Below are 20,739 nucleotides of genomic sequence, written 5' to 3' on the forward strand. Positions count from 1 at the left end.
CAGCTGCCGGCGGTGACCTACAGGAGAGCAGGGTGGGTGCGATAGACCTGCACCTGGTCGCGCAGCTCGTTGCTCGCGATCGCCAACCCGGCGTACGCCGCGGCCGCCGCGGCCAGGTTGAACGACGACGCCGGCGTGCACACGACGTCGGAGGCGCTCGGTGAGCCCTGCTCGAGGCGGTCGGCGAAGGTGTCGGCGGCCGCGGCTGCGTCTGCCGCGTGCTGGGTGATCCCCGTCGGCACCGGCTTCCCGGTTCCAGACACGAAGGCCTCCCACACGAAGAGATCCGCATCCCCGGCCAGCCACAGCTCGGGACGGGTCGTGCACCGCAGCGCGGGGATACCGGAGCCGATGCGCTCGAGCACCCACGCCATCTGCACCAGGCCCGTAGCCAGGGCGCCGCTGCCGGCACCAGCTGACCACGGCCTCGAGTGACCGTCGACGGTCTCACCCTGGCGCGCGCGCCCTAAGGTCATCCACCCGTCGACCGGCCCGACGGGGCTGACGGGAACCATCAGGGGAGCCTCGAAACCGAGGGCCACTGGCACGCCGGAGCCGAGCGCATCCAGCGCGGCCACCGCCGCGCCCTCGGGGTGCCGCCCACCTTCTCCGACCGGACGACGATCCGGCAGATCCAGACCCGCCCAGGCGAAGTTGGAGCGGACTGAGCCGACGTCGACTGCGACCACGCGTGTCTCCATCAGCGCATCATCCACGACCGAAGTGGTCGGCGCTCACGGCCAGGCTGAGGTCACAGGGCGAGGTTGACGCGGTAGACGGTGGGATTGGCGGCCGCGGTGACCGACTCTCGCTCGAACTCGAGGAGCGTCGGATCGGTGAGCGCGTTGGTCACCACGGCCAACAGCCAGTCGGGGTCGGTCCCGGCGCTGCGGAGCTCGTTGCGGGTGAGCAAGATCGAGGGCAGCGAGCTCGACACGCCCTTGACCTCGAGGTGGCGCTCCTCGCCGTCTCGAGCCGCGGTCAGGTCCCAGCCGCACTTGAGGTGTGCGACGCGGGTGACTGTCCAACCGGCCGCTTCGTAGTGGTGCTGGACGACCGCCTCGGCGGCCAGTTCGACCTTGCGGTTCGTGGCTGCATCTCCGAAACCGGCTCCCCAGGCTCCGACGGCGATCGTGCTCGAGGTTTCGCGCGGGTCGCCGGGATGGACTGGGGTCTCTATCGGACCGCTGTACTCGCGAACGACCACCGGCACCGACCGTGGGTGCGTCCGGTAGCCCAGGCCTCGCTCCGTGAGGACCTTGACCAGGTCGGTGCGGAGAGGGATCAGCCGTTCGCGGGTCTCCTTGCCGATCTCGAGCAGCTCGGCCCACAGAGTCATGATGTTGCCGGGGGAGCGATGCCATTCGTCGTCGTAGGGCGCTGCGGTGTCCCACAGGTAGGCATGGAGGAGCGTGAGGAGTTCTTCCTTCTCCTTGGGGCGGTAGAGCTTGAGCGGCACCCGTGCTCGGCCGAGCTCGTCGGCTCGGCTCAGGCCGGCCCGGATGAGGTCAACAAGCCGGCCGTTGGAGTCGTGCGAGCTCACGGGCGATCGCTCGATGAGCCTTGCGGGTACGCGACGCCGAAGTGGTCCGCGATGAGGCTGGTCGTCTCACAGCCCCAGGTCGAGCGACGATCCATCGGGTCCGGTTCGTCATCGAGCGAGTCGCAGACGCCCGTGCCGGCTCCGCAGTCGCGGTGCAGTGCAAGGAGCTTGCGGGCGAGCGGGTCGTTGATCGTGTTGAGGCGACGCATCGCGTCCACCCACCGAGAGACTGGCACGGGCGAGTCGTCGACCTCGTGCACGACGTCCATGTGCCAGGCCTTGCTGGCCTCCTCGTCGTACTCGTAGCGGGTCATCAGCGCATCCCGAAGTACGAGGTGATCCGGTCGACTTGCTTCTGGTCCAGCAGCGCCGGCCGACACGCCCCGTAAGCGTTGGTCAGGTCGATGACGAGCTGGCGGGTCTGGTCGAGGCTGAGGTCGATGGTGACTGTCTCGCCGTCGGTGCTGGTGACTTTGAGGTCGACGCGCTGGACGTCCTCATCGACGTAGCGGGCATGAGCCCCGATCTTCTTGGCCCTGACGGCCTCGCTGCGCTTGAAGAGTCCCACGGGTGAATCGTGGCACGTTGGCCGCCTGCGCAAGCGCGGAACGGCTGGGTCGGCAGGGCGGCTGCCGGGGTTTGGTTCCTCCCGGCGCTACATGGTCACGAGGACTACGCCGGCGATGTTGAGGCCATCGAGCTCGCGAGGTCGCCTGGGTTGGGGTGGAGGCTGCGCGGCGACCATGTAGCCGCTCGTGCCCGGGTCGATGTCGGGCACGTCCGGCCGCCGTCGGAGTTCCTGGACGTACTTCGGTGGCCGCCGCCGCACGCCTTGGAGCACGTGGCGAAAATAGGAGTCCGGGAAGTGGCCTGGGTCCTCCGGCACCTCCAGAAACAACGGCTCTCCTGGGACGAACGTGGGTTCGGCGCTGGCCGCCCGGAACGCGCCACGGCGGTGTTCGCTGACGGCCCGGAAGATGCGCTTGGCCACCTCGAGGGGGCCGGCCTGGTCGTTCAGCAGGAACTCACGCAGCTGGCCTTCTGGGATCTCGGGGAGGTTGAGGTCCCGCACTGGTCCAGCAGGCCGGTCGGGGTCGACCAGGTCCTCCAGCGGAAGCGCATCGCTGAACACGAGCGCTGCGGTGTCGGTGGGCGAGGTGCGGGACCAGGCGCCCCCGAGCTGGTAGGCGGTGATCATCGAGATGGCCATCCGGCGGCAGCCCAAGCAGTCCGGCTGGTCGGCGTGGAAGCAGGGCAGGTCGGCGCGGAACACGCGGCCGCCGGTGTAGATGCCGTACAGCGCCGGCACCTGGAGCTGATGCGAGGACCTCAGGAGGTCGGAGTACTGCTTGCCGTCGTTGTGGTTGATATCGACCCTCCAGCTCGAGGGAGAGCGGGTGAGTCGCTTGGCCTGGACCAGCATCCCGAAGCACAGGCTGCTCGAGCGGTCCAGCCACCACCACAGGTAGTCGCCGCCGACGGTGGCCTCCTGGCGGCGGTTGAACTTGATGACCTTCACGTGTGGGTGCCCACGGTGAACTGCCACGTCCGTGACCGATTCCTCCGCCCATCCGTGGCCGAGCTCGTCGAGCTCGTCCATGTGCGCTTCCGCCGCTTCACGGATGCGGGTGAATGAGGCCAGCACTTGTTGGTGCGTCATGGGCAGCTCAGTGGGTCGACCAGGTGAGGCCGAGGATCCTGAGAGACTCTTGGACGTCGGGGTGCTCGGGGGAGAGCGCGTGGTGCTGGATCGCGTCGAGGGTCCGGCTGATCGCGGGGTCCTTGGCTCGCTCGAAGATGGCCCAGAGGGCGAGGTCGTCGCCGTGCCTGGAGGCGAAGGTGACGCCGTCGAGTTCGGTGCTGGCGTGCAGGTAGGTGGCCACGGACTGGGTGAGTGCCCTGGGGCGCCCGTCCTTGAGCGCGGCCGCGTCGAAGTCGTGCAGGTTCAGCAGGTGAGCGAGGGCGACGAACTGCGGCCGCAGCGCAGCGATGGACTCGGCCGCCGTGACGGCACAGAAGTGGCCGGTCAGCGTGGCGCTGGCGGCTGAGCGGGGCTCCAGCCAGGAGTAGGAGATCTCGCCGGCCCGGGCGGTCGGATGCACCGCGGCGTCTTCCTCGTCCTCCACGATGTCGTCGAGCTCGAGCGCGAGCGTCGGGTCCGGCCGGAAGCCGGCGAGTACCTCGAGCAGGCAGGCCAGGAGCGTGGAGCCGGCATAGACGGTACGGAAGTTGCCCTGCCGGTCGTCCCATCGGCCGTGGAACCGTCCATCGGTGCCGGCCCACTCCCAACCCGACCACGCCCAGGGCTCCGGCTTGAAGCCGACCCGCCAGACCTCCTCGGCCGCGTCAACGACGACCAGCTGGGGTGCCTCAGCCACCGGCGACGTCATCCGGCAGCGGCGAACGCGCGCGCGGCCGCCAGGATGCTGGGGCCGACCTGCTCGAGGTCGCCTTCACGCAGCAGCCGCGCGGGCGCGACGTCGTCGAGTCGCGGGTTCATGCCCTGGAACCACGCCTGGATGACCGCGGCCGAGTCCTTGCCGCGCAGCAGCGCCGCGATCCGGTAGGCCATCCGCAGCCGGTTGACCACGTCGGTCGACGGAGTGCGCGCGTCGCCGGCGTCGGCCCACTGCCGCACCGCTCGGGTCTCCTGCACCGAACCCAGGTAGGCGACCAGCTTGGCGCCGAGCAGGTCGCGCAACCGCTCGACGAGTTCCGGCGTGGCCAGCCGCACCGACTCTTCGTAGGCGCGCAGGTCGCCGCGGGCGATGGTCGACTGAGTGCTCATACCTGCAGTGTGCCACGTGCCGCACCCCGATCCAATACCTAATCCCGTGTTTCATCACACCCTAAATCACACCGCCGATAACATAGACTATGTCACCTTCTGGCTGCATATGCACAGGCGAGGTCAACAGGACGCTCCGCTCCATTGCCCTGCTGGCGACGACGAAGCGCCGCATCTTCAGGATGCGGACGCTAGGGAGTCGATGTAGCGCTCTAGATCCGCCTTTCGGACAAGACGGGTGCGATCGATGTGAACCGATCGCAACTCGCCGGACTTGAAGAGTTCATAGACCTTGGATCGGCTGATGCTGAGGTACTCGGCAACCTCTGGGACTCGGTAGAGCAGTTTGTCCGGCATGGTCTTCCTCCGTGGACAGAGTGGTTCTGACAGTCACCTAAGGAAGATCGAGCAGCGGGGCCGATCATGCGAGGCCAACCAATCTCTGGACGATGCCCGTTACGCTCCATGCCACGTACCTTCCATCCCGCCCGAGTCGGTCGTTGCTCGTCCGCAGTTTGTCCGCCAACCTCGCCGAGACACCCGGGCAACTCCCGATATCGAGGGCGTTTCCGGGGGCGTTCTCGCGCGACCTCTGGGTCATTGCGAAAGGGACCATCACCGCAGTTCTCGTGGTGGCGCCCGACAATTGGCCCGTGCTCACACGAGCCTCGGTCTCGGCGACCCTGAGGCTCCAGCGCGAAACAGGGGTCGTGTGGTCTCAGCGAGCGTGCAGGATCTGCTCGCGCAGGATGTCGGCGTGCCCGCAGTGCTGGATCAGGTCGTGGAGGGTGCGTAGGTAGATCGTGAGTACGGGCTGCGCGGTGCGGCCGGTGACGATGTGGTCGAGCTTGAGCTTTGCTGCGACTTGTCGGGATTCCTCGCACGCCTTGTGGTGGGCCGCCTGTGTCGACTCGATGGTGTCTGTCTTGGTCAGCACGAACGAGCGGTCCGGTGTGCTCGCTACCCCGATCTCCTTGAGGGGGCGGCCGGTGACGGAGTGCTCGAAGTAGAACTTCTCGACGTAGGTCACGTGTTTGATCAGGCCCATCAGGGTGGTTTTGGACGGGACGAGAGAGCGGCGGGCCTCTTCCTCGGTCAGGCCGTCGAGGCAGTCGTGTAGGACGGTGCTGTAGTGGTCGAGTGAGGAGTCGAGCCGCACGCGGAAGTCTTTGACCTGCTCTGACGGTGTCATGTGGGTTCCCGTTCTGTGGCGCGTCGTCGGTGCGTGAGCCTTGTCATCTTGGTTTGATCGGCTGCGTGTCGTCCAGCAGGGACTGCTGACTGCTTCACGATCAGGTGGCGGACGGCCGCCGCGGCTGGATCGAGGAACTTCGCGAGACCATCCGCGGCCCAACTCGATTGGACTCAGCTCACGGGGTTCGCCTGGTCGTTGTCCTGGGTTTTGCGCATCGCGTCGTTCGGTTGCCGCCGCAGTTGGTCGAGTTCCCGGACTTGGGTGAGCAGGGGTCCCAGGAACAGCCAGAGAAGCAGGGCAACCGAGAGCCACAGGACCCAGGTGGTGAGCTGTGCGGTGCGATCGGGGTCGTCGACCAAAATGATGGCGCCGAGTAGCAGTCCACAGGCGATAGCCCACGCCGCCGCTCCTCGCCGCCACTGGTGCCAGGAGTGCCGGACCCGACCCGGACCTACTTGGGGCGGGGCCACCGGTGCGGGGCCGCCGGCGAAGCGGTGGGATGCGCGAGCGTCGAGGTTGGCGATGACCTGATGCCCGAACGCCACCGAGAAGCCCAGGTAGGCCGCGGCCAGGCCATGGGCTGCGGTCGCGGTCGCCCCGCCGCGTAGATCGATGAGGGTGGCAGCCAGCAGGATTAGGTCCACCAACGGGACGCACACCAACAGCGCCGCGCCCACGCGCGGCCACTTCAACCCGTAGCGGGCGAGCAACCCGGCGGCGAGCACGACCCAGAATCCGATCTCGCATGCTGCGATGAGGACGACGAGCACAAAAGCATCTCCTTATCAATACGAGCGTATGGTGAGCCTCGGTCACGATACACTCGTATGGTGAACACGCGCACCGCTGCCCCTACGTCACGCACCGATGTGGCGTCGAAGACCGCGCGCCGGGTCGCGGACGCGGCGGTGAGCGTCGTGGCTCGTGAAGGGTTCGACCTGCTGAGCGTGCGGTCGGTGGCCCGCGAGGCAGGCGTCTCGGGTGGTGCCGTACAGCATCACTTCGCTACCCGGGCGGACCTGCTGCTCGCGGCGTTCGCTCAGACCGTCGAGAGCATCTCGGCCCGCCTGGCTGCTACGGAACTCGACGGAAAGGTTCACGAGGTGCTGCACCGGCTGTGTGAGCAGGCGCTTCCACTCGATGAGGAGCGCCGGCGAGAAGCGATCGTGTGGGTCACGCTGAGCGCGGCCGCCGCCTCGCATCCCGACCTTGCCGCTGCTCACCGACGTGGTCTGGTCGCGTTCACCGACCTCGTGGCCGACATCATCGACTCAAGTCACCGCGGCGGAGAGGTCCCAGAGTCGGTGGACCCGCGGGCCGCTGCCGCGGTGCTGGTCGCCGTGGTCGACGGACTGACTCTTCAGGGGATCGTCGAGGAGTCGACCGACCTGGACGCGGTCTTGCGCGCTGCCTTGACTGCCGTCCTGCGGTGAAAGCGCGGCACCCCCAGCTTCGAGGCGGAGCTGGCGCGGCCGAGGTGTGCATGGCTTGGCCGGTTTCCCGACGAGCCCTGGATCGCCACGCGTGCAGCAATCGACTGGCCGCCGAACGACAGCGGGCTCTAGCGTCGCCCTACAGCTCGTTTTTCAGGAGCGTTGTGTATACCTCGTGAGTTTCGGCCCTAATGGGCTGTAAGCCCGTCCGACGCCTGTGCGTCGACGGGTCATGTCGGCACTGGCCGCTACCGCGGCTTCATTAGCGGGCCCTCAAGTGGGCTTGCGTCTAACGATTTGGAGTAGACCGTTGCACGGGCACAATCTGATCCGACGTGCCATCGAGAACGACGAGGCATCGGTGAAGGACCTCGCCCTCACCAACCACATGTTCGGCGTCGACGAGCTGGACGACTTCGTGACCGCGTTCCGCGGCGCCTTGAACGAGGAGCTTCAGGGACACCACTGGTACGTGATGGTCGACCCTGATGGTCAGGGCGTTGACCGCACCGAGGACCTCGTGGTTGGTGTGGCCTACCTCGCGCCCGAACCCTTCGCCGACCGGGTGTGGAACCTGTACTTCCTCGCGGTCGAGCCCCACCTGCACGGCAGGGGAGCGGGGAGCCAACTCATCAGGCATGTCGAGGGCGTGCTGCGCGATGCCGGGCAAGATGTAGCTCGGGTGTTGATCGTGGAGACGTCCAGCACGGACGAGTACGCGAATGCCCGCGCGTTCTACCGGGCGCGAGGGTTCGATGAAGAAGCCCGGATCCGGGACTTCTACGGTCCCGGGGATAACAAGGTCGTCTTCTGGAAGGCCATCACCGTCTGATCGCCGCGGCTCGTGAGCACGGCGGTTGTCCTCCGAGTGGGGCGGGGCTGGGGTTACGGAGTTGGGGATCCGGTGATCGTCAGGGGCCCGCAAAGTTGTCTGGCGGGACTGGCCCCGACGTGCCGCTGCTTGGACGAACCAGCTCCGAGACGGACTCTCCTTAAGCGCATGGAAGGTCTACAGAAAAGGTGCGCGTGAACCTACGTGCGCAGCTTTTTCAGCCCATGGCGAGGTCTTCCACCAGCCCGGACCGGAAGCATTCGTCGTTGATGGGTTCGCCGAACCCTTCGAACGCCTGCTGCGTGACGGCGCCGCCGACGGAACCCTGCGCACCCTCTCGCCGACCATCACAGCCACGGTGTTGTTCAACCTCGTGGGGTGGGCCTATATCCACATGCGCGCCGCACACGAGTGGGACGCTGAGACCGCAGCGCGCACGATCTTCGACATCGTCCTCAACGGAGTCGTGAACCAGGGACCCAGTCGATGAGTAACAAGCCAACCTTCGCAGCGACCGACCTCGCCGGCTTCACCGCGATCAACTCCGCGCCGATCCCAGGCGGCCGCTTGTGCCTGCGATGGGCCACGTATGTCCCATGGTTCCGGCATCGGCCAGACAGGCGTCAGACGGGGACGACGGTCTGGTTGCGGCGAAGGAGCCACGCAACTGCCGGGTAGCCGGTCACGAGACCGGCGATGACGCCGAGCTGCATGAGGAACCAGAACGTGCTCTCGGTCACCGCCGGCATGGCGTTGTTGAAGTGCAGCAGCAGCATCCAGCCGACCATGCCGACGTCGAAGGCCACTACGGTGATGACGGCGGTGACGAGCGCGGCGCCGATGGACAGGCCGCGAATGTGTCCGCTGTGGGCTCGGCGGCTGTCGATGCGCTCGTAGACGGCCAGCATGACGACGACGAGTAAGGCGATGACGAGGATCATGGGCCACATCGCCAGACCTGCGATCGTCCAGCCGACCGCCACGACGAACGGGACGGCGATGAGGTGCGCGACGGCGGATGCCCCTCCGCCGGGCAGCACCGCGACCGCTGACTCGTTCGTCGTTCTCCCGACACCGTCCGCCGAGTTTGAGGAGGCGTTGCCGGCGCGTCCCCGGTTTAGGTAAATCGGGATGGCGAACGGGCCGAGGTAGAGAGCCGAGCTGATCCACACCAGCTCGGTGGCGACGCTGGGGTGACGGCGGCGCGCCAGGTAGATGTCAGCGGCGATGACGGCGACGCTGAGCAGAGAGAGCGCGATGTAGGTCCAGGCGACCGGGGTGAGCCAGTCGGGGACGGCGGAACGCATGTCCATGGTGTTGAGTCCTTCGTGATCAGGGAGGCGTGCCTGCAGTTGCAGGGTTGGGGCGTGCGCCGGCCTTGATGTGCTGGGGGAGAGCGGCTGGCTGCTTGGCGGTAGTTGGCGTGTGTCAGCTAGTCGTTCAAAAGGGCGCGCCTACTGAGGTAGTCATCCTCGTCGATCTCGCCCGCTGCGAAGCGGCGTTTGAGCTGCTCCTGCGCGGGTTCAGCACTTTGATGGCCCGGGGTGGACCAGCGGCGCATCGCCCAGACGGTCCCTACGACGACCGCGGCCAATGCGGCCAATCCCAGCAGACCTGCCACGAGCATCCACACCATCATTCCGGTCATGCCCATGTCGCCGATCTCGGTGCCATTCATTCCGGTCTCCGTTCGGTAGCCGTACAACTACCATACATAGTAGTTCAACCAGGCGCGGTTCCAGGACGGGAGCCGCCCCCGATCGGCTGCCCCTCAGGGGGAAGAGATCTTGCCCGGCGAACGAGAGTACGGCGCGACGAGTGGCAACGGGCCACTCGCTCATGAGCCGCCGGATTATCTACTATCCAATATCGTAGACTGCCTGCTGAAACTGCAGACCCTCCCAACGATTGAGAGTTCGCCGTGCCCGCTTCCCCTCGTGCCCGCCATCTTCCGGGCCGACTTGCCGGTGCCGTCGCGGCAGTCGCAGTGCTTGTCTCTGGCTGCGCTTCCGCCACGGACGCAGGAGCATCCGCCAAGGCGGGCGACGACGCCGGGTCGAGCGGTCAGAGCGCAGACATGGAACATATCCATGGCCTTGGCGTGGATCCAGCCGACGGCATGTTGTATGCCGGCTCGCACTACGGGTTGTTCCGGGTGCCGGCTGAGGGCGCAGTGACCCTGGTGTCACCGGTCCAGGACTTCATGGGCTTCACGGTCGCGGGGCCGGGCCGCTTCCTGGCCAGCGGTCATCCCGGGGAGCACCAGGACGGGCCGTCCTCGGTGGGGTTGATCGAGTCCACCGATGGCGGGGCGTCCTGGCAGCCGTTGTCGCTGTCCGGCGAGGCCGATTTTCACTCCCTGGAGGTGGTGGACGAGACCGTCTTCGGCCTCAACTCGATGACGGGCGCGTTGATGGTCAGCGTCGACGGCCGTGACTGGGAGGCCCGGTCTGCCGAGCCGATGGCGGACTTCGCGGTCGACCCGGAGAACATTGACGTCGTCCTCTCCACGACCGAGCAGGGCCCCGCCCGCAGCCAGGACGGCGGGAGGACGTTCCAGTTGTTGTCCGGCGCGCCGCTGCTCGTGCTCGTCGACTGGGCCACTGACGGCACTCTGCTCGGCCTGGCACCCGATGGAGCCGTGCACGTCAGCACCGACGCCGGCGCCTCATGGGAGGCGCGCGGCCAACTGCCTGGTGCACCCGAGGCGGTGCACGTCGAGGACGCCGACGCGGTGTACGCCGCCGCGGCCGGGACGGTGTGGGAGTCCGCGGACGGAGGCGACAGCTTCGCGGAGCGACCCGGCACGTCATGAATCCACGAGCTAGGTTCCGCCGCTTCGGTGCCCTGGTGCTCCTCGCGACTGCGATGCTTCTCGGTCCCGCACCGGCAGCTCAGGCGCACGCGACGCTTCTCTTTGCGACGCCTACGGTGGAGGGCGCAGTCCCGACGTCTCCCGAGCAGATCCAGCTGGTGTTCGACCAAGCGGTGCGTCCGGCCGAGTCAGCACTGGAACTGCGGGGCCCGGGCGGGGAACAGGTCGGTCTGGGTGAGGCCGCCTCGGGCGAGGACGGGCGGACGATAACCGCACCGGTGCTTGAGGAGCTGGCGGTAGGTCAGTACGTCGTGGACTGGACGGCCACAGCGGCGGACGGCGACACGATGACCGGTGAGTTCCGGTTTGCGGTGGGGTCCAGCGCCGGGCTGGCCCTGGGCGGGGGCGCTCAGCCGCAGGTCGAGGGCTGGGAGTTGTTGACGCTCTTGAGATGGGGCATGTTCGCGGGTCTGACGCTCTCGCTCGGGGGGTTGGTCGGCGCCCGGCTGACACGACGGACAGCTCTTGCAGGGACGGAGCAGGACGACCCTCGGGCGTTGCTGCGCACGGGTGTCCTACTCGGTCTGGTGTCCGCACTGGGTCTAGCAGTCACGCTGCTGGGCGACGGCTCCCTCGTGGCTGGGGCGTCGACTCGGAGCCCGTGGACCTTGGTGGAGTCGACGGCCGGCAGGGTCGCAGCGGTCGAGGTGCTCAGCTTTGCCGTGGCCGGCGCCGCGATGCTGCTGCGCCGCCACGCGTGGGCGGGTCTCGTCCTGGTCGCGGTTGCCGGGGCGGAGGGCTTCAGGGCGCATCCTCAGGCCGCCAGTCCGGGCTGGGGGGCGGTACTGATCTTCGTCCACCTGGGTGCCGCCTCGATCTGGGTCGGCGCGCTGGTGCACGTGGTACGCGTCGGACACTCGCGTCGCAACCGAGAACTTTCGGCCGCGACGGCCGTGGTGGCGTACGCCCGGCTGGCACTGGGGCTCTTCGCGCTCGTGCTGGCCACCGGAACGATCAGCGGCCTGCTACTGGCTGGGCCGGCCGGGCTACGAGACACCCTATTCGGAACCACCTACGGGCGATGGCTGCTGGCGAAGATCACGCTTGTCGTAGTCATCGCCGCCCTGGCCCTGTTGGCGCGCCACCACCTCAAGAGCCGCCCCGCGCTCGCCCAGCCCGGCAGTACCGCCCGCCTGGAGGTGGTCGGACTGGCCGGAGTGTTGGCCGTGTCAGCGCTGCTGACGTCCTTGTCGCCACCGGTGCTACGGGATGCAGAGCTACCGTTCCCGCCGCCACCCCTCGGGCCGATCTCTGCTGCTGGCGGGCGTGCTGGGTGGATCGGCGTCGGCGCCACGGCCTCGGAAGGCCAACTACTGGTTCGCCTGTCCACCCCGGACACAGAAATGTCAGAAGACGCGGTGGACACCAACACCTACGACCTTGACGCCAACCTGACCGCTGCCGGCGACCCGGCATCCCGTCACCTCCCATTGCGCCGCTGCGGCCCGGGATGCTTCGTCGCAGCCATTGACTGGCAGCGCGGACAGAACACGGTCACATTCAAGGCAGACTCCTCCGACTTCCCGGGCGGAACCACCGCGGTCACCGTGGCCTGGCCGCCCCGCCAAGCCCCAGCCCTGTTGCGCCGCACGGTGCGCATCATGGGAGCCATCCCAGAGCTCACCCTCTACGAGCAAGTCACCAGCAACACCAACACGGGTCTCGGTGATGAGGTCAGGTTGCAGCTGACCGGGCAACAGCTCCTCGACTCCGACCCCTACGGCTCTGGGGTGGCGCCGACAGTGGTGGTCATTGACCGAGACGACAACGCGGGCGAGACCGTCATGGCTCTGGGCTATCCCGGGGAGGGCACCTACGTGCGGCTCACCCTGGACCACCATGGCCGGATCACGCGCGAGACGCTGACCGCGCCCAACCACCTGACCACCCGGAGCATCGTCTACCCGGAGGAAAAGCACGATCTGCACACGCACGACCCAGGCCCTCGAACGTGATGACGGTGGAACCTTGCCGGCAAGCTCTACACTACTAAGTGATCTAGTAGATGGTGGCGCGAGTCCGTGCCGACGATGAAAGGAACCCACGATGGAGCAGCTCTTCTACGCCGTGGCCGTACTGGCGTGCCCAGTGGGCATGGGCCTGATGATGTTCTTCATGATGCGTCCGCGCCACACCGCTCCGGCCGCCTCCGGAGGTCAGGACGAGCTCAGCCGACTGCGGGCGGAGGTCGACCAGCTCAAGTCCGTTCAGCGGGACCGTTCAGCCGCCGACTCGGAGCCCCTGTGAGCGAGCTGATCATCCCGGGCCTCCTAGCCGTGGCGGCAGTGACCCTCACCTATGTGCTCTGCATCCGCCCGATGCGCAACGGGAGGCACTGCGGCATGCCTGGCATGTGCCATCCCGAGAGCACTTCTGACGCTTTCGAGCTGGAGGTCCAGCGCCTCCGCGCCGAGGTGGCGAGCCTCCACGGCGACCCGAGCGCGAGCCAGCATGCGATCGACGGCTCGACCACTGGAGTGGACCCGACGATCAGGCAGTCCAACTGACGGGGCAATAGGCCTCGCTCACGGCCGCGAGGGCCGGGACGGCGGCGAGCGCCAGGGGGAGCGCCAGCACGACAGCGATCCCGGCCGCAGCCGCCATCCCTCGGACGATGCCGAAGGGCTGGCTCGGCGCGACCAGGCGCCGCACTCGCGCAGCAGCGGTCGACCCGCCGGCCCCTAGCAAGCCGGCCGGAGCCGGTGCGCCGCCCAAGTTCAGCAGTGCGTGAGCCAGACAACGGCGGTCCGCGGAGCGCGTGGCAACGTCGTCGGCAGCCATCTCCACCAGGCGCGGTACCTGGTCGGCCGCTGCAGCGAAGAGCGGCACGAAGCTGAACGCGTCCCGTAGGGCGGTCGCAGTGGCAACCACCAGGTCGTGTCGACCACGCAGGTGGGCCCGTTCATGGGCCAGGACCGCCTCAAGCTCCTCGGCCGCGAGCTGGCCGAGAGCGCCACTGGTGACCACGACCTGACCACCGCGGCCGGGCACGCAGTACGCCGCCGCCTCAGCGTGCTCCAGTACCAGGATGCCGGTCGCCGGATCAACATGTGTCAGGACGGCAAGACTCAAGCGCTGTACACGTCGAGCCCGGGTCACCCCGATCGCCGTGCGGGCGACACACCAAGCGATCCGGCTCGACACCACGACCACGACGCCCAATCCGACCGTCGTGACCAGTGCGTCGGTGGGGGTGGCGTACTGGGCGCGTAGCAGCATGGCGCAGGTGTACAGGAACTCGGCGAGGGTGGTGGTCACCAGCATCATGGGCATGGCGGCGCTCAAACCTGCCAGCAGCACAGCCGCAACTGTAGAGGCGCTCAGCGCCTGCCAGGCGGCGATGCCGGCGCGGGGATAGCGTTCCTGCCAGTGGGCTCGACGAAGGAACCTGGGGCCGATGGTGGCGACAGCCGTGGCGTACGCAAGGAGCAGCAGCGTGGCGATCATGACCCACTCCGATGATCCGCCGTCTGGTCGATGGCGGCCTTGAGCTCGGCCATCTCATCGGCGGAGATGGTCTCGACGAAGTGCAGCAACGTCGCGGTCCGGTTCCTGGCTGTGCCGAGCACCGCTTCCATCATTTCTGCGGTGTGCTCCTCGCGGCTTTGTATGGTCCGATAAGCGTAGGCGCGCCCCTGCCGCTCCCGGCTCAGGAGACCCTTCTTGTGAAGGTTATCCATAACCGTCATCACGGTGGTGTAGGCCAACTTCCGCTCCTGCTGCAGGTTCACGAGCACCTCGCGCACCAACAGTGGGCGGTCGGCGGCCCATAACCGCTCCATCACCGACGCCTCGAGCTGACCCAACTGCCGCATCCTGCGCCTTCTTTCGATGATCACTTTCGCCGGAGACCCAGCCTCCCGACTCCTATGAATCATAGTAGGGAAGGCGGGCTGAGTGCACCGTGACGTCGGTAGATCTGCCGCACCGAGGCCGGGGTGAAGAAGCTTCTCCGCATGCTGCGGGGTCCAAGGCGAGCGCCGTTCCGTTCCCGATGCCTGGCGACGTCAGACGGTTGCAGCCCCCCTGTTTGAGGCCAGACCTGCAGCAGCTGCGGCGAGCAGGAGTGCTCCGCCGAGGTAGTAGACGGCCTCGATGCCGTACACGTCCGCGAGGATTCCTCCGACCGCGAGGGATAGAAGTCGGCCGCCTTGCCAGAGCACATCCATCAGTGCGAACACGCGACCGCACACATGTTCGGGTGTCTCGCCTTGCAGCATGGAGTTGAACGTGACGGCACCGGTGGAGGTGCCGATCCCGTACAGGGCCAGCGCGCCCGCGGCGAACGGCACGGATGCGACCGAGGCAATGGCGAGGTCGACGACGCCGCGGAGTCCGTAGGGGCCAAACACGAACAAGGGGCGAGCCGGGTTGCGGATGAGCCGGAGCAGCACGAGTGGTCCGAGCGCGGCCCCGACCCCGATCGCTCCGATCAGGAGCCCGTACCCACGGCCGCTGACACCGAGATGTTCTTTGGCGAGGACCACCAGCAGGGCACTCGTGGCGCCCGCCGAGAGCGCGGCGAGACACTGCCCGATCGCCAACGCCCGCAACAGCCGATGGCGCATGAGAACGGCGACCCCTTCGCGGGCCTCGGCAAGTAGATTGCGACGCTGGACCTTCTCCGGGTTCCCGGGCACCTGCAGGCCGCGCAGGAGCAGGGCGCTGATCGCATACGAGACAGCGTTGAGGGCGAACGCCGGACCGTATCCCAGCGAGACGACCAGAAGCCCCGCGAGTGGCGCCAACGCGATCTGAGAGAGGACTGCGGCAGTCCAGATCCCGCTGTTCGCGGCGACCAACGCATCCTTCTCTACCAGTGCCGGGATGATAGAGGAGGCTGCAGGGTTGAAGAAGACCGCGCCGACAGACATGCCGAACGCGACCGCATATACCCCGACCGGGGCGTCGTGCCACACCGCCAGGACGACCGCGAGGACAAGACGGAACAGGTCCGAGCCGACCATCACCCGCACCCGGGGCCACCGGTCCACCAACGGCCCCGCGAACGGCGCGAGCAGGAGCACCGGCAAGATCTCGGCAACCACGACACCGCTGACCCCGAGCCCGGACCCGGTCAGGTCGTAGATCAGCAGCGCGAGCGCCACGAAGTTGAACGTGTCGCCCCACTGCGACACCGTCCGAGCCGACCACAACCGCCGGTACCCAGGATCCGCGAACACGTCGCGGAGTCCTGGTCGCGGCGTGGCATCTTTGGCGCTCAAATCAGCGTCTCCGTTCTTGATGGGGCGCCCTCCTTGATTACGACCAGGGCACTGCGTGCGATGCCCACCAACGCGCATCGGCCAGTGCCGCAGCGCGGTGGTTTTCGTATGGCGGGCTCAGGTGGAGCCGAGCGACTCCGGCTCCACCAGGTGACGACGGCGCGGCACGCTGGCGCGAAGATGACGGGGGCGCCGGCCGAGCGCAGGGCGGTCGGTCCTGGACAATGAGGCGGCGCTGACGAAGCCCAGTGGTGCAGACTCCGACCAAAGCAGACCCGAGGCATCGGGAAACGGGTTCAATACCCAGACGGCAGCTCATTGCGGCCCGTTGCCGTGGGACATGGCGCGAGGTCGCGGCGTACGGGGAGTCCGGGGGCGCGAGGCAAGCAGCGTGGTGGCGGCGGTCCCAACGAGGATGACGCCGGCTGCGATAACGACGGCGAGTTGGTTGTCGCTCATCCACGAGGAGACCAGCGCGGACAGCGCGGAAACGCCTCCGTCGGAGGGCCGTGCGGCGCCGAGCAACTGCGGGAGCCAGTAGTAGAGGAGGTAGAGGCCGCTCGATGCGAGCAGCGCACCTGCGATGCGGGAGGCGTAGGGGGCGATGGCGCGCAGGCTGCGCGCGAGCGCGGTGGCGGTGCCGGCAGCGAGCAGGGCGAGGCTGACCAGCAGCAAAGCGGAGCCGGCGGCGTAAGCAGTGAACACGGCGATAACGCCGATCCAGGTGGTCGCCGCTGCCTGGGTGACCACGGCGAGCAAGACCGCCAGGGTGCAGGAGGCCGAGGCGATGGCGTAGCCGGACCCAAAGGCCACCAGTCGCCGGGTGCCGGTGACTTTGGTGGGGTCGGGGTGGCGGCCGGGGAGCCGGAGTGCTGGGTGCCAGCCGGCGAGCAGCGCGAGGCCGATGAGGGCTAGAGCGGCGCCGAGGGCTGCGGCGATCCAGGGGACGAGGGTGATCACCGAGCGGACACCGACGGTGAGGAGCAACCCGATGACGGTGAACGTCGCGGTGAACCCCACGGCCAGGGCAAGCCCGGCGCGCAGTCCGGCCGCGAGACGAGCCACGAGGCCTGCGGTCTCAACGCTGTCGCCGCGGGTGCCTGTTCCGGTGGCCCCGGAGGTCGCGGTCAGGACAGCCGGGAGCAGTCCGAAGCCACAGGGGTTGACGGGGGCGAGCAATCCGGCGCCAAACGCAAGCGCGAGAAGGCCGCTCACTCGACGCCGGCCTTGCTCAGCGCGGAGCGGATCTGGGTGGGGGTGGGGTCCACGCCGCGGTAGACCTCGGTGCCGGAGGCGTCGAGCACGACCGCGGTGGAGAGCTGGGTGAGCTCGTAGGCACGGGTCAGTGCCGCGTCGGTGTCACGGGCGTAGGCCAGGGTGCCGGCGTCGTTGGCGGTAAGGAACTCCCGCACGTCCTCGACGGACTCGTTGGGGTCGATGTCCACCGCGACATAGTTCGCGTCGGGGGTGCCTGCCTGGGCTTCAGCAAGAGCCCGAGCACCCGGCCCGCAAGTCCCGCAGGTCGCAGAGAAGAAGAAGACCACACTGGGCTTGCCGCCAGGTACGGGAACCTCCTCATCGGACAATGTCGAGGCGGTGAATGCGGTCGCAACCTTGCTGGAGCCAGCGGTCGAGGACGCCGCACCAGGTGCGGGATCCGGCTGGGAGCTGAGCGCGGTGTAGGTGACCGCGAGCACCAGCAGGGTGACGAGTGCGGCACCCGCGATGGTCAGCCAGCGCCGCCGCAACCCGCCGGCGGGCCCCGGACCGGAGGCCGATGAGGGCGTGGACGTTGAAGTGGTGGTCATGGTTGCTTCTCCTGCATCAAGGTCGAGTGAGGTTTCCAAGTGGTTGGTGCGCTCAACAGCACCGGTCGCGCGACGGTGGGGTGGTCGTCGAGCTATGGGCGTCGCGGGTGCGGGAGCGGCGCCGCATCGCCCAGATGCCGACGATGGCGGCACCGGCCAGCAACAGGAGCCCCCCAGTCACGCCACCGAGTAAGGCGCCGCTGCCGGCGGTCACGCCGCCGACGACGAGCAGGGGCAGAGCGCAGCAGGCGATGGGCAGCAGGGCCAGGAGCCCGAGCCACCGGCCGGAGAAGCCCCGTGGCGTTTCCTCCACCGGGGTGTTGGTGACATCGCTCGGGTGCGTGCTGGGGTGCTGTTGGTCGGTGGGCGACGAGATGTGCTGTGTCATGGGAGTTCCTCCTAGTGGGACGTTCACTGGGTTGGGTGGAGCGGGTGGCGTCATGGCAGCGCCAAGGCGGTCTCCCTGGAGGCCGTGACCGCGAGGCCGAACACGAGGTGCGCGAGGAAGCCCGCGGGGGTGTGGTGAGCGGGTGTGCCGATGACGAGGGCCTCTGCGGCACCGGTCACGGACGCCTTTGGGGTGTTCACTGTCGGGCGTCGGGTCGGGCCGACTGGTTCCTCAGGAGATCGCCGAAGACGAGTGCTCCGGCTTCGACCGCGTCAGACAGTGCGAGCACGAAGCCGTCCAGGGCGTGCGCGCTCTGGTAGGCGAGGGCATGGTCGCTGCTGGTGAAGAAGTTGATCACCGGACAGCACGTTTCAGTGAGCCGTCCCTGGCCCGACGAACCGACGAACACGACTGCCTCAATCGGCTGCCAGGTCCAGCACCCGGCGCGGCTGCTCGCGGCGACCGGCTCATCGGTCAAGGGGTCCAGCGACTCGACGTCGACATCTCGGTCGAGCATGGCCGCGATGCCCAGGGCATCGATCGCACAGTTTGCGGACACTGTCGGGCCGTGGACGATGCGGACCTGGTGCGCTGTTGGTCCGGGTGCGAACGGGACGCCTCCGGTGATCTCTCGCCCGGCGGGGTCCAGGAACACCAGTTCCGACTCGGCCATGTGACGCAGAGCTGCGTCGAGGTCGAGGTGAAGTTCGATGGCCCAGGTCTCGAGCTGAGCGCGGGTCGGTGGCTTCCCGCTCTGTCCCAGGGCGAGCAGCGTGCGTCGGTGCAGAAGTTGCAGCGGCTCGGGAAGCGAGTTGCGCTGGGTCAGCAGCTTGTCCGCCGGTAGCCCGGTGGCTTCCAGGAGGGCACTCACTGGTGAACTCATGCTCTCGCTCCAATCGTGGTGTCGAGGCCGGCCTGTCGAGCACCGAGCCCAGTTGCGCGGGTAGGTAGGGGTCAGAGCATGGAGCCGAGGTCTGAGCCGACCGTGGGATAGGCGGCGGTCATGGACCTCAGCTGACGGGTGGTCAGGTCGAGCTTCATCGCAAGGGCGAGGAAGTTGATCAGCTCCCCGTACTCGGGGCCCAGCAGGTGCGCGCCGACAATCCGGTCGCTAGATCGGTCGATGAGGATCTTGGCGGCCGCGGTCGTCTCACCGATCCGGTAGTTGGAGTACCAGCCACTGGTGTCGCTGTAGCGGACAGCGATATCGATGCCCTGGTCCTTGGCTTCTTGTTCGAGCATCCCTACTCGGGCGAGTTCGGGGATCGTGAAGACCGCCGTCGGGACGCCGGCGTAGTCCGGGACGGTGGTGGTGGCTTTGAGCATGTTGGACGCGGCGACCTTGCCCTCGAAGACCGCGACCGGTGTCAGCGGCATCCCGGGGGTGTTGGCTGAGTCCCCTGCGGCGTACACGGCCGGGTTCGTGGGGCTCTGCAGGTGAGCGGCGACGTGCACGCCGTGCTCGTCCCACTCGACCCCGGCAGCGTCGAGGTCCAGGCCGGCGAGCTCGGGAGTCCGGCCGGCGCCGTGGACGACGAGGTCGAACTCCAGGGTCTCGGGCTGGCCCGATCGCTCGACGCTGACCTGGTAGCCGCTCTCGGACTTCTCGATCGCGGTGATCGTCGTGGAGCGCCGAAGTTCGATCCCCGCATCGGCGCCTCGGGTGATGAGGAGCTCGACGAGGTCGGGGTCGAACCCCTTGAGGGGACGCGCCCCACGGTCGAGGATGGTCGGGGCACTGCCGGCACGGGCCGAGATGTGGGCGAACTCGAAGGAGATGAACCCACCGCCGACGAACAGGATCCGCGGCGGGAGCACCTCCAGGTCCAGGAAGTCGGTGCTGTCGACCAGATACTCGTGACCGGGGACGTCCAGCGGGCGTGGGCGCGCCCCGGTGGCGATCAGGAAGTGCGTCGCCTCGTAGGTGTTGCCGCTGATCTCGATGCTGTTCTCATCGGTAAATCGGGCTACGCCGTGGAGGGTGTCGATGCCGTTGCCGGTGAGACTGTCCTCCATGTTCTGCGGGACCGGATCGGTGAAGCCGTGCTTGTGCTTCATCAGGTCGGCCCAGTTGATCGACAGACCGCCCTCGTCGATGCCCTTGCCGCGCATCAGCCTGGCGCTGTCGATGATCTCGGCACCGCGGCGCAGGATCTTCTTGGGGTCGCACCCGCGCAGAGCGCAGGTGCCGCCGTAGGGGAGCGCGTCGACGATCGCGACGTTCCATCCCTTTGAAGCGCACTTGTTGGCCGCGGAGACACCCGCCATGCCGGCGCCGATGACGATCAAGTCGTAGCGCAAGGTCATCCCACGGTCCCGTCTTGCCGGGCGAGCGCTTCGCGGAGTTGCTCGATCGTGGGAGCGCCTGCCTGGCCGTCGGGTGTGCGGTAGACCCGGCACGACAGGCCGACGCCGGCGTCCGGCTCGGCGAAGACGTCGACTCCATCCACCAAGATGCTCGGCGAGCCGTGGAAGCCCAGTCGCTCGGCTTCCTCCAGCGTGTCGACGAGGTGCCGCGACACCGTGAGGTCCAGCCGTTCTGCGGCGATGGCGGCAAGACGCTCGTCGGCGATCTTCCAGTTCGGGCAGTCGTCGAAGTACAACAAGGCGATGTCCATGCCAGCGACCGTAAACCTTCATCCATGGTGCAAG

Annotated in this window: 27 protein-coding genes and 1 pseudogene; 7 read left to right on the top strand and 21 right to left on the bottom strand. The window is 67.7% G+C overall.

Features of this window, described 5'->3' with window-relative positions:
- Positions 1-17: 17 nt before the first annotated feature.
- The 10 genes from IEX47_RS02620 to IEX47_RS02665 form a co-directional block, all read right to left on the bottom strand.
- Positions 18-701: a hypothetical protein gene (locus tag IEX47_RS02620; RefSeq protein WP_188782411.1), complete on the bottom strand. Its 684-nt coding sequence runs from the start codon at positions 699-701 to the stop codon at positions 18-20.
- 50 nt (positions 702-751) lie between these two features.
- The gene (locus IEX47_RS02625) at positions 752-1,543 is read right to left on the bottom strand and encodes a protein NO VEIN domain-containing protein (protein WP_188782412.1); all 792 of its coding nucleotides are present in this window, start codon (positions 1,541-1,543) and stop codon (positions 752-754) included.
- Entirely contained in the window at positions 1,540-1,857 is a 318-nt protein-coding gene (locus IEX47_RS02630; protein ID WP_188782413.1) for a hypothetical protein, read from the bottom strand. Before IEX47_RS02630 ends, IEX47_RS02625 begins: the two co-directional genes overlap by 4 nt.
- Positions 1,857-2,111, bottom strand: coding sequence for a hypothetical protein (locus IEX47_RS02635; RefSeq protein WP_188782414.1), 255 nt, complete (start codon positions 2,109-2,111; stop codon positions 1,857-1,859). The genes IEX47_RS02630 and IEX47_RS02635 overlap by 1 nt, the downstream gene beginning before the upstream one ends.
- 87 nt (positions 2,112-2,198) lie before the next feature.
- The gene (locus tag IEX47_RS02640) at positions 2,199-3,143 is read right to left on the bottom strand and encodes a DUF6615 family protein (RefSeq protein ID WP_188782415.1); all 945 of its coding nucleotides are present in this window, start codon (positions 3,141-3,143) and stop codon (positions 2,199-2,201) included.
- A gap of 67 nt (positions 3,144-3,210) precedes the next feature.
- On the bottom strand, positions 3,211-3,921 hold the full coding sequence (locus tag IEX47_RS02645) for an RES domain-containing protein (RefSeq protein ID WP_188782416.1): 711 nt from the start codon (positions 3,919-3,921) through the stop codon (positions 3,211-3,213).
- A gap of 8 nt (positions 3,922-3,929) precedes the next feature.
- On the bottom strand, positions 3,930-4,331 hold the full coding sequence (locus IEX47_RS02650) for a hypothetical protein (protein ID WP_056890645.1): 402 nt from the start codon (positions 4,329-4,331) through the stop codon (positions 3,930-3,932).
- Positions 4,332-4,508: 177 nt separating this feature from the next.
- Complete coding sequence (locus IEX47_RS18170; RefSeq protein WP_036491718.1) at positions 4,509-4,688, bottom strand: helix-turn-helix domain-containing protein; 180 nt, start codon at positions 4,686-4,688, stop codon at positions 4,509-4,511.
- Positions 4,689-5,049: 361 nt separating this feature from the next.
- Positions 5,050-5,523 (bottom strand): DinB family protein, encoded by a 474-nt coding sequence (locus IEX47_RS02660; protein WP_188782417.1) that lies wholly within the window; start codon positions 5,521-5,523, stop codon positions 5,050-5,052.
- A gap of 173 nt (positions 5,524-5,696) precedes the next feature.
- On the bottom strand, positions 5,697-6,296 hold the full coding sequence (locus IEX47_RS02665) for a hypothetical protein (RefSeq protein WP_188782418.1): 600 nt from the start codon (positions 6,294-6,296) through the stop codon (positions 5,697-5,699).
- A 60-nt stretch (positions 6,297-6,356) separates the two neighbouring features.
- On the opposite strand from IEX47_RS02665, the gene IEX47_RS02670 reads away from it, so the two are divergent.
- From IEX47_RS02670 to IEX47_RS18175, 3 genes and pseudogenes are all read left to right on the top strand, one after another.
- Positions 6,357-6,959 (top strand): TetR/AcrR family transcriptional regulator, encoded by a 603-nt coding sequence (locus IEX47_RS02670; protein WP_188782419.1) that lies wholly within the window; start codon positions 6,357-6,359, stop codon positions 6,957-6,959.
- Positions 6,960-7,320: 361 nt separating this feature from the next.
- Entirely contained in the window at positions 7,321-7,791 is a 471-nt protein-coding gene (locus IEX47_RS02675; RefSeq protein ID WP_188782420.1) for a GNAT family N-acetyltransferase, read from the top strand.
- 286 nt (positions 7,792-8,077) lie between these two features.
- Positions 8,078-8,281, top strand: a pseudogene (locus tag IEX47_RS18175) (TetR-type transcription factor C-terminal domain-containing protein); the annotation flags it as partial.
- Positions 8,282-8,414: 133 nt separating this feature from the next.
- Here IEX47_RS18175 and IEX47_RS02685 read toward each other — a convergent pair.
- Positions 8,415-9,104: a DUF4396 domain-containing protein gene (locus IEX47_RS02685; RefSeq protein WP_188782421.1), complete on the bottom strand. Its 690-nt coding sequence runs from the start codon at positions 9,102-9,104 to the stop codon at positions 8,415-8,417.
- A 119-nt stretch (positions 9,105-9,223) separates the two neighbouring features.
- Positions 9,224-9,469 (bottom strand): SHOCT domain-containing protein, encoded by a 246-nt coding sequence (locus tag IEX47_RS02690; protein WP_229662561.1) that lies wholly within the window; start codon positions 9,467-9,469, stop codon positions 9,224-9,226.
- 399 nt (positions 9,470-9,868) lie between these two features.
- Here IEX47_RS02690 and IEX47_RS02695 point away from each other — a divergent pair, with 399 nt between their 5' ends.
- The 4 genes from IEX47_RS02695 (at position 9,869) to IEX47_RS02710 (ending at position 13,173) form a co-directional block, all read left to right on the top strand.
- Positions 9,869-10,606 (top strand): F510_1955 family glycosylhydrolase, encoded by a 738-nt coding sequence (locus IEX47_RS02695; RefSeq protein WP_373289200.1) that lies wholly within the window; start codon positions 9,869-9,871, stop codon positions 10,604-10,606.
- A 35-nt stretch (positions 10,607-10,641) separates the two neighbouring features.
- Positions 10,642-12,621, top strand: a complete 1,980-nt coding sequence (locus tag IEX47_RS02700) for a copper resistance CopC/CopD family protein (RefSeq protein WP_188782423.1) — start codon at positions 10,642-10,644, stop codon at positions 12,619-12,621.
- 91 nt (positions 12,622-12,712) lie between these two features.
- Positions 12,713-12,913 (top strand): hypothetical protein, encoded by a 201-nt coding sequence (locus tag IEX47_RS02705; protein WP_188782424.1) that lies wholly within the window; start codon positions 12,713-12,715, stop codon positions 12,911-12,913.
- On the top strand, positions 12,910-13,173 hold the full coding sequence (locus tag IEX47_RS02710; RefSeq protein WP_188782425.1) for a hypothetical protein: 264 nt from the start codon (positions 12,910-12,912) through the stop codon (positions 13,171-13,173). Before IEX47_RS02705 ends, IEX47_RS02710 begins: the two co-directional genes overlap by 4 nt.
- Here the strand turns inward: IEX47_RS02710 and IEX47_RS02715 are convergent.
- The 9 genes from IEX47_RS02715 to IEX47_RS02755 all read right to left on the bottom strand — a co-directional run bounded on the left by IEX47_RS02715 (position 13,157) and on the right by IEX47_RS02755 (position 20,705).
- Positions 13,157-14,113: a M56 family metallopeptidase gene (locus IEX47_RS02715; protein ID WP_188782426.1), complete on the bottom strand. Its 957-nt coding sequence runs from the start codon at positions 14,111-14,113 to the stop codon at positions 13,157-13,159. The genes IEX47_RS02710 and IEX47_RS02715 overlap by 17 nt on opposite strands.
- The gene (locus IEX47_RS02720; RefSeq protein ID WP_188782427.1) at positions 14,110-14,481 is read right to left on the bottom strand and encodes a BlaI/MecI/CopY family transcriptional regulator; all 372 of its coding nucleotides are present in this window, start codon (positions 14,479-14,481) and stop codon (positions 14,110-14,112) included. The genes IEX47_RS02715 and IEX47_RS02720 overlap by 4 nt, the downstream gene beginning before the upstream one ends.
- A 192-nt stretch (positions 14,482-14,673) precedes the next feature.
- Positions 14,674-15,849, bottom strand: coding sequence for an MFS transporter (locus tag IEX47_RS02725; protein WP_373289201.1), 1,176 nt, complete (start codon positions 15,847-15,849; stop codon positions 14,674-14,676).
- A 357-nt stretch (positions 15,850-16,206) separates the two neighbouring features.
- Complete coding sequence (locus IEX47_RS02730; protein ID WP_188782429.1) at positions 16,207-17,106, bottom strand: cytochrome c biogenesis CcdA family protein; 900 nt, start codon at positions 17,104-17,106, stop codon at positions 16,207-16,209.
- The gene (locus IEX47_RS02735; RefSeq protein ID WP_188782430.1) at positions 17,103-17,699 is read right to left on the bottom strand and encodes a TlpA family protein disulfide reductase; all 597 of its coding nucleotides are present in this window, start codon (positions 17,697-17,699) and stop codon (positions 17,103-17,105) included. The genes IEX47_RS02730 and IEX47_RS02735 overlap by 4 nt, the downstream gene beginning before the upstream one ends.
- Before the next feature lie 52 nt (positions 17,700-17,751).
- The gene (gene merT, locus IEX47_RS02740) at positions 17,752-18,087 is read right to left on the bottom strand and encodes a mercuric ion transporter MerT (protein ID WP_188782431.1); all 336 of its coding nucleotides are present in this window, start codon (positions 18,085-18,087) and stop codon (positions 17,752-17,754) included.
- Between the two features lie 196 nt (positions 18,088-18,283).
- The gene (gene merB, locus IEX47_RS02745) at positions 18,284-18,958 is read right to left on the bottom strand and encodes an alkylmercury lyase family protein (RefSeq protein WP_188782432.1); all 675 of its coding nucleotides are present in this window, start codon (positions 18,956-18,958) and stop codon (positions 18,284-18,286) included.
- Positions 18,959-19,041: 83 nt separating this feature from the next.
- A complete protein-coding gene (locus IEX47_RS02750; RefSeq protein ID WP_188782433.1) occupies positions 19,042-20,394 on the bottom strand; it encodes a dihydrolipoyl dehydrogenase family protein in 1,353 nt (450 codons plus the stop codon).
- Complete coding sequence (locus IEX47_RS02755) at positions 20,391-20,705, bottom strand: DF family (seleno)protein (RefSeq protein ID WP_188782434.1); 315 nt, start codon at positions 20,703-20,705, stop codon at positions 20,391-20,393. Before IEX47_RS02755 ends, IEX47_RS02750 begins: the two co-directional genes overlap by 4 nt.
- Positions 20,706-20,739 lie beyond the last annotated feature (34 nt).

Source organism: Nocardioides phosphati (assembly GCF_014646375.1).
Lineage (GTDB): Bacteria > Actinomycetota > Actinomycetes > Propionibacteriales > Nocardioidaceae > Nocardioides > Nocardioides phosphati.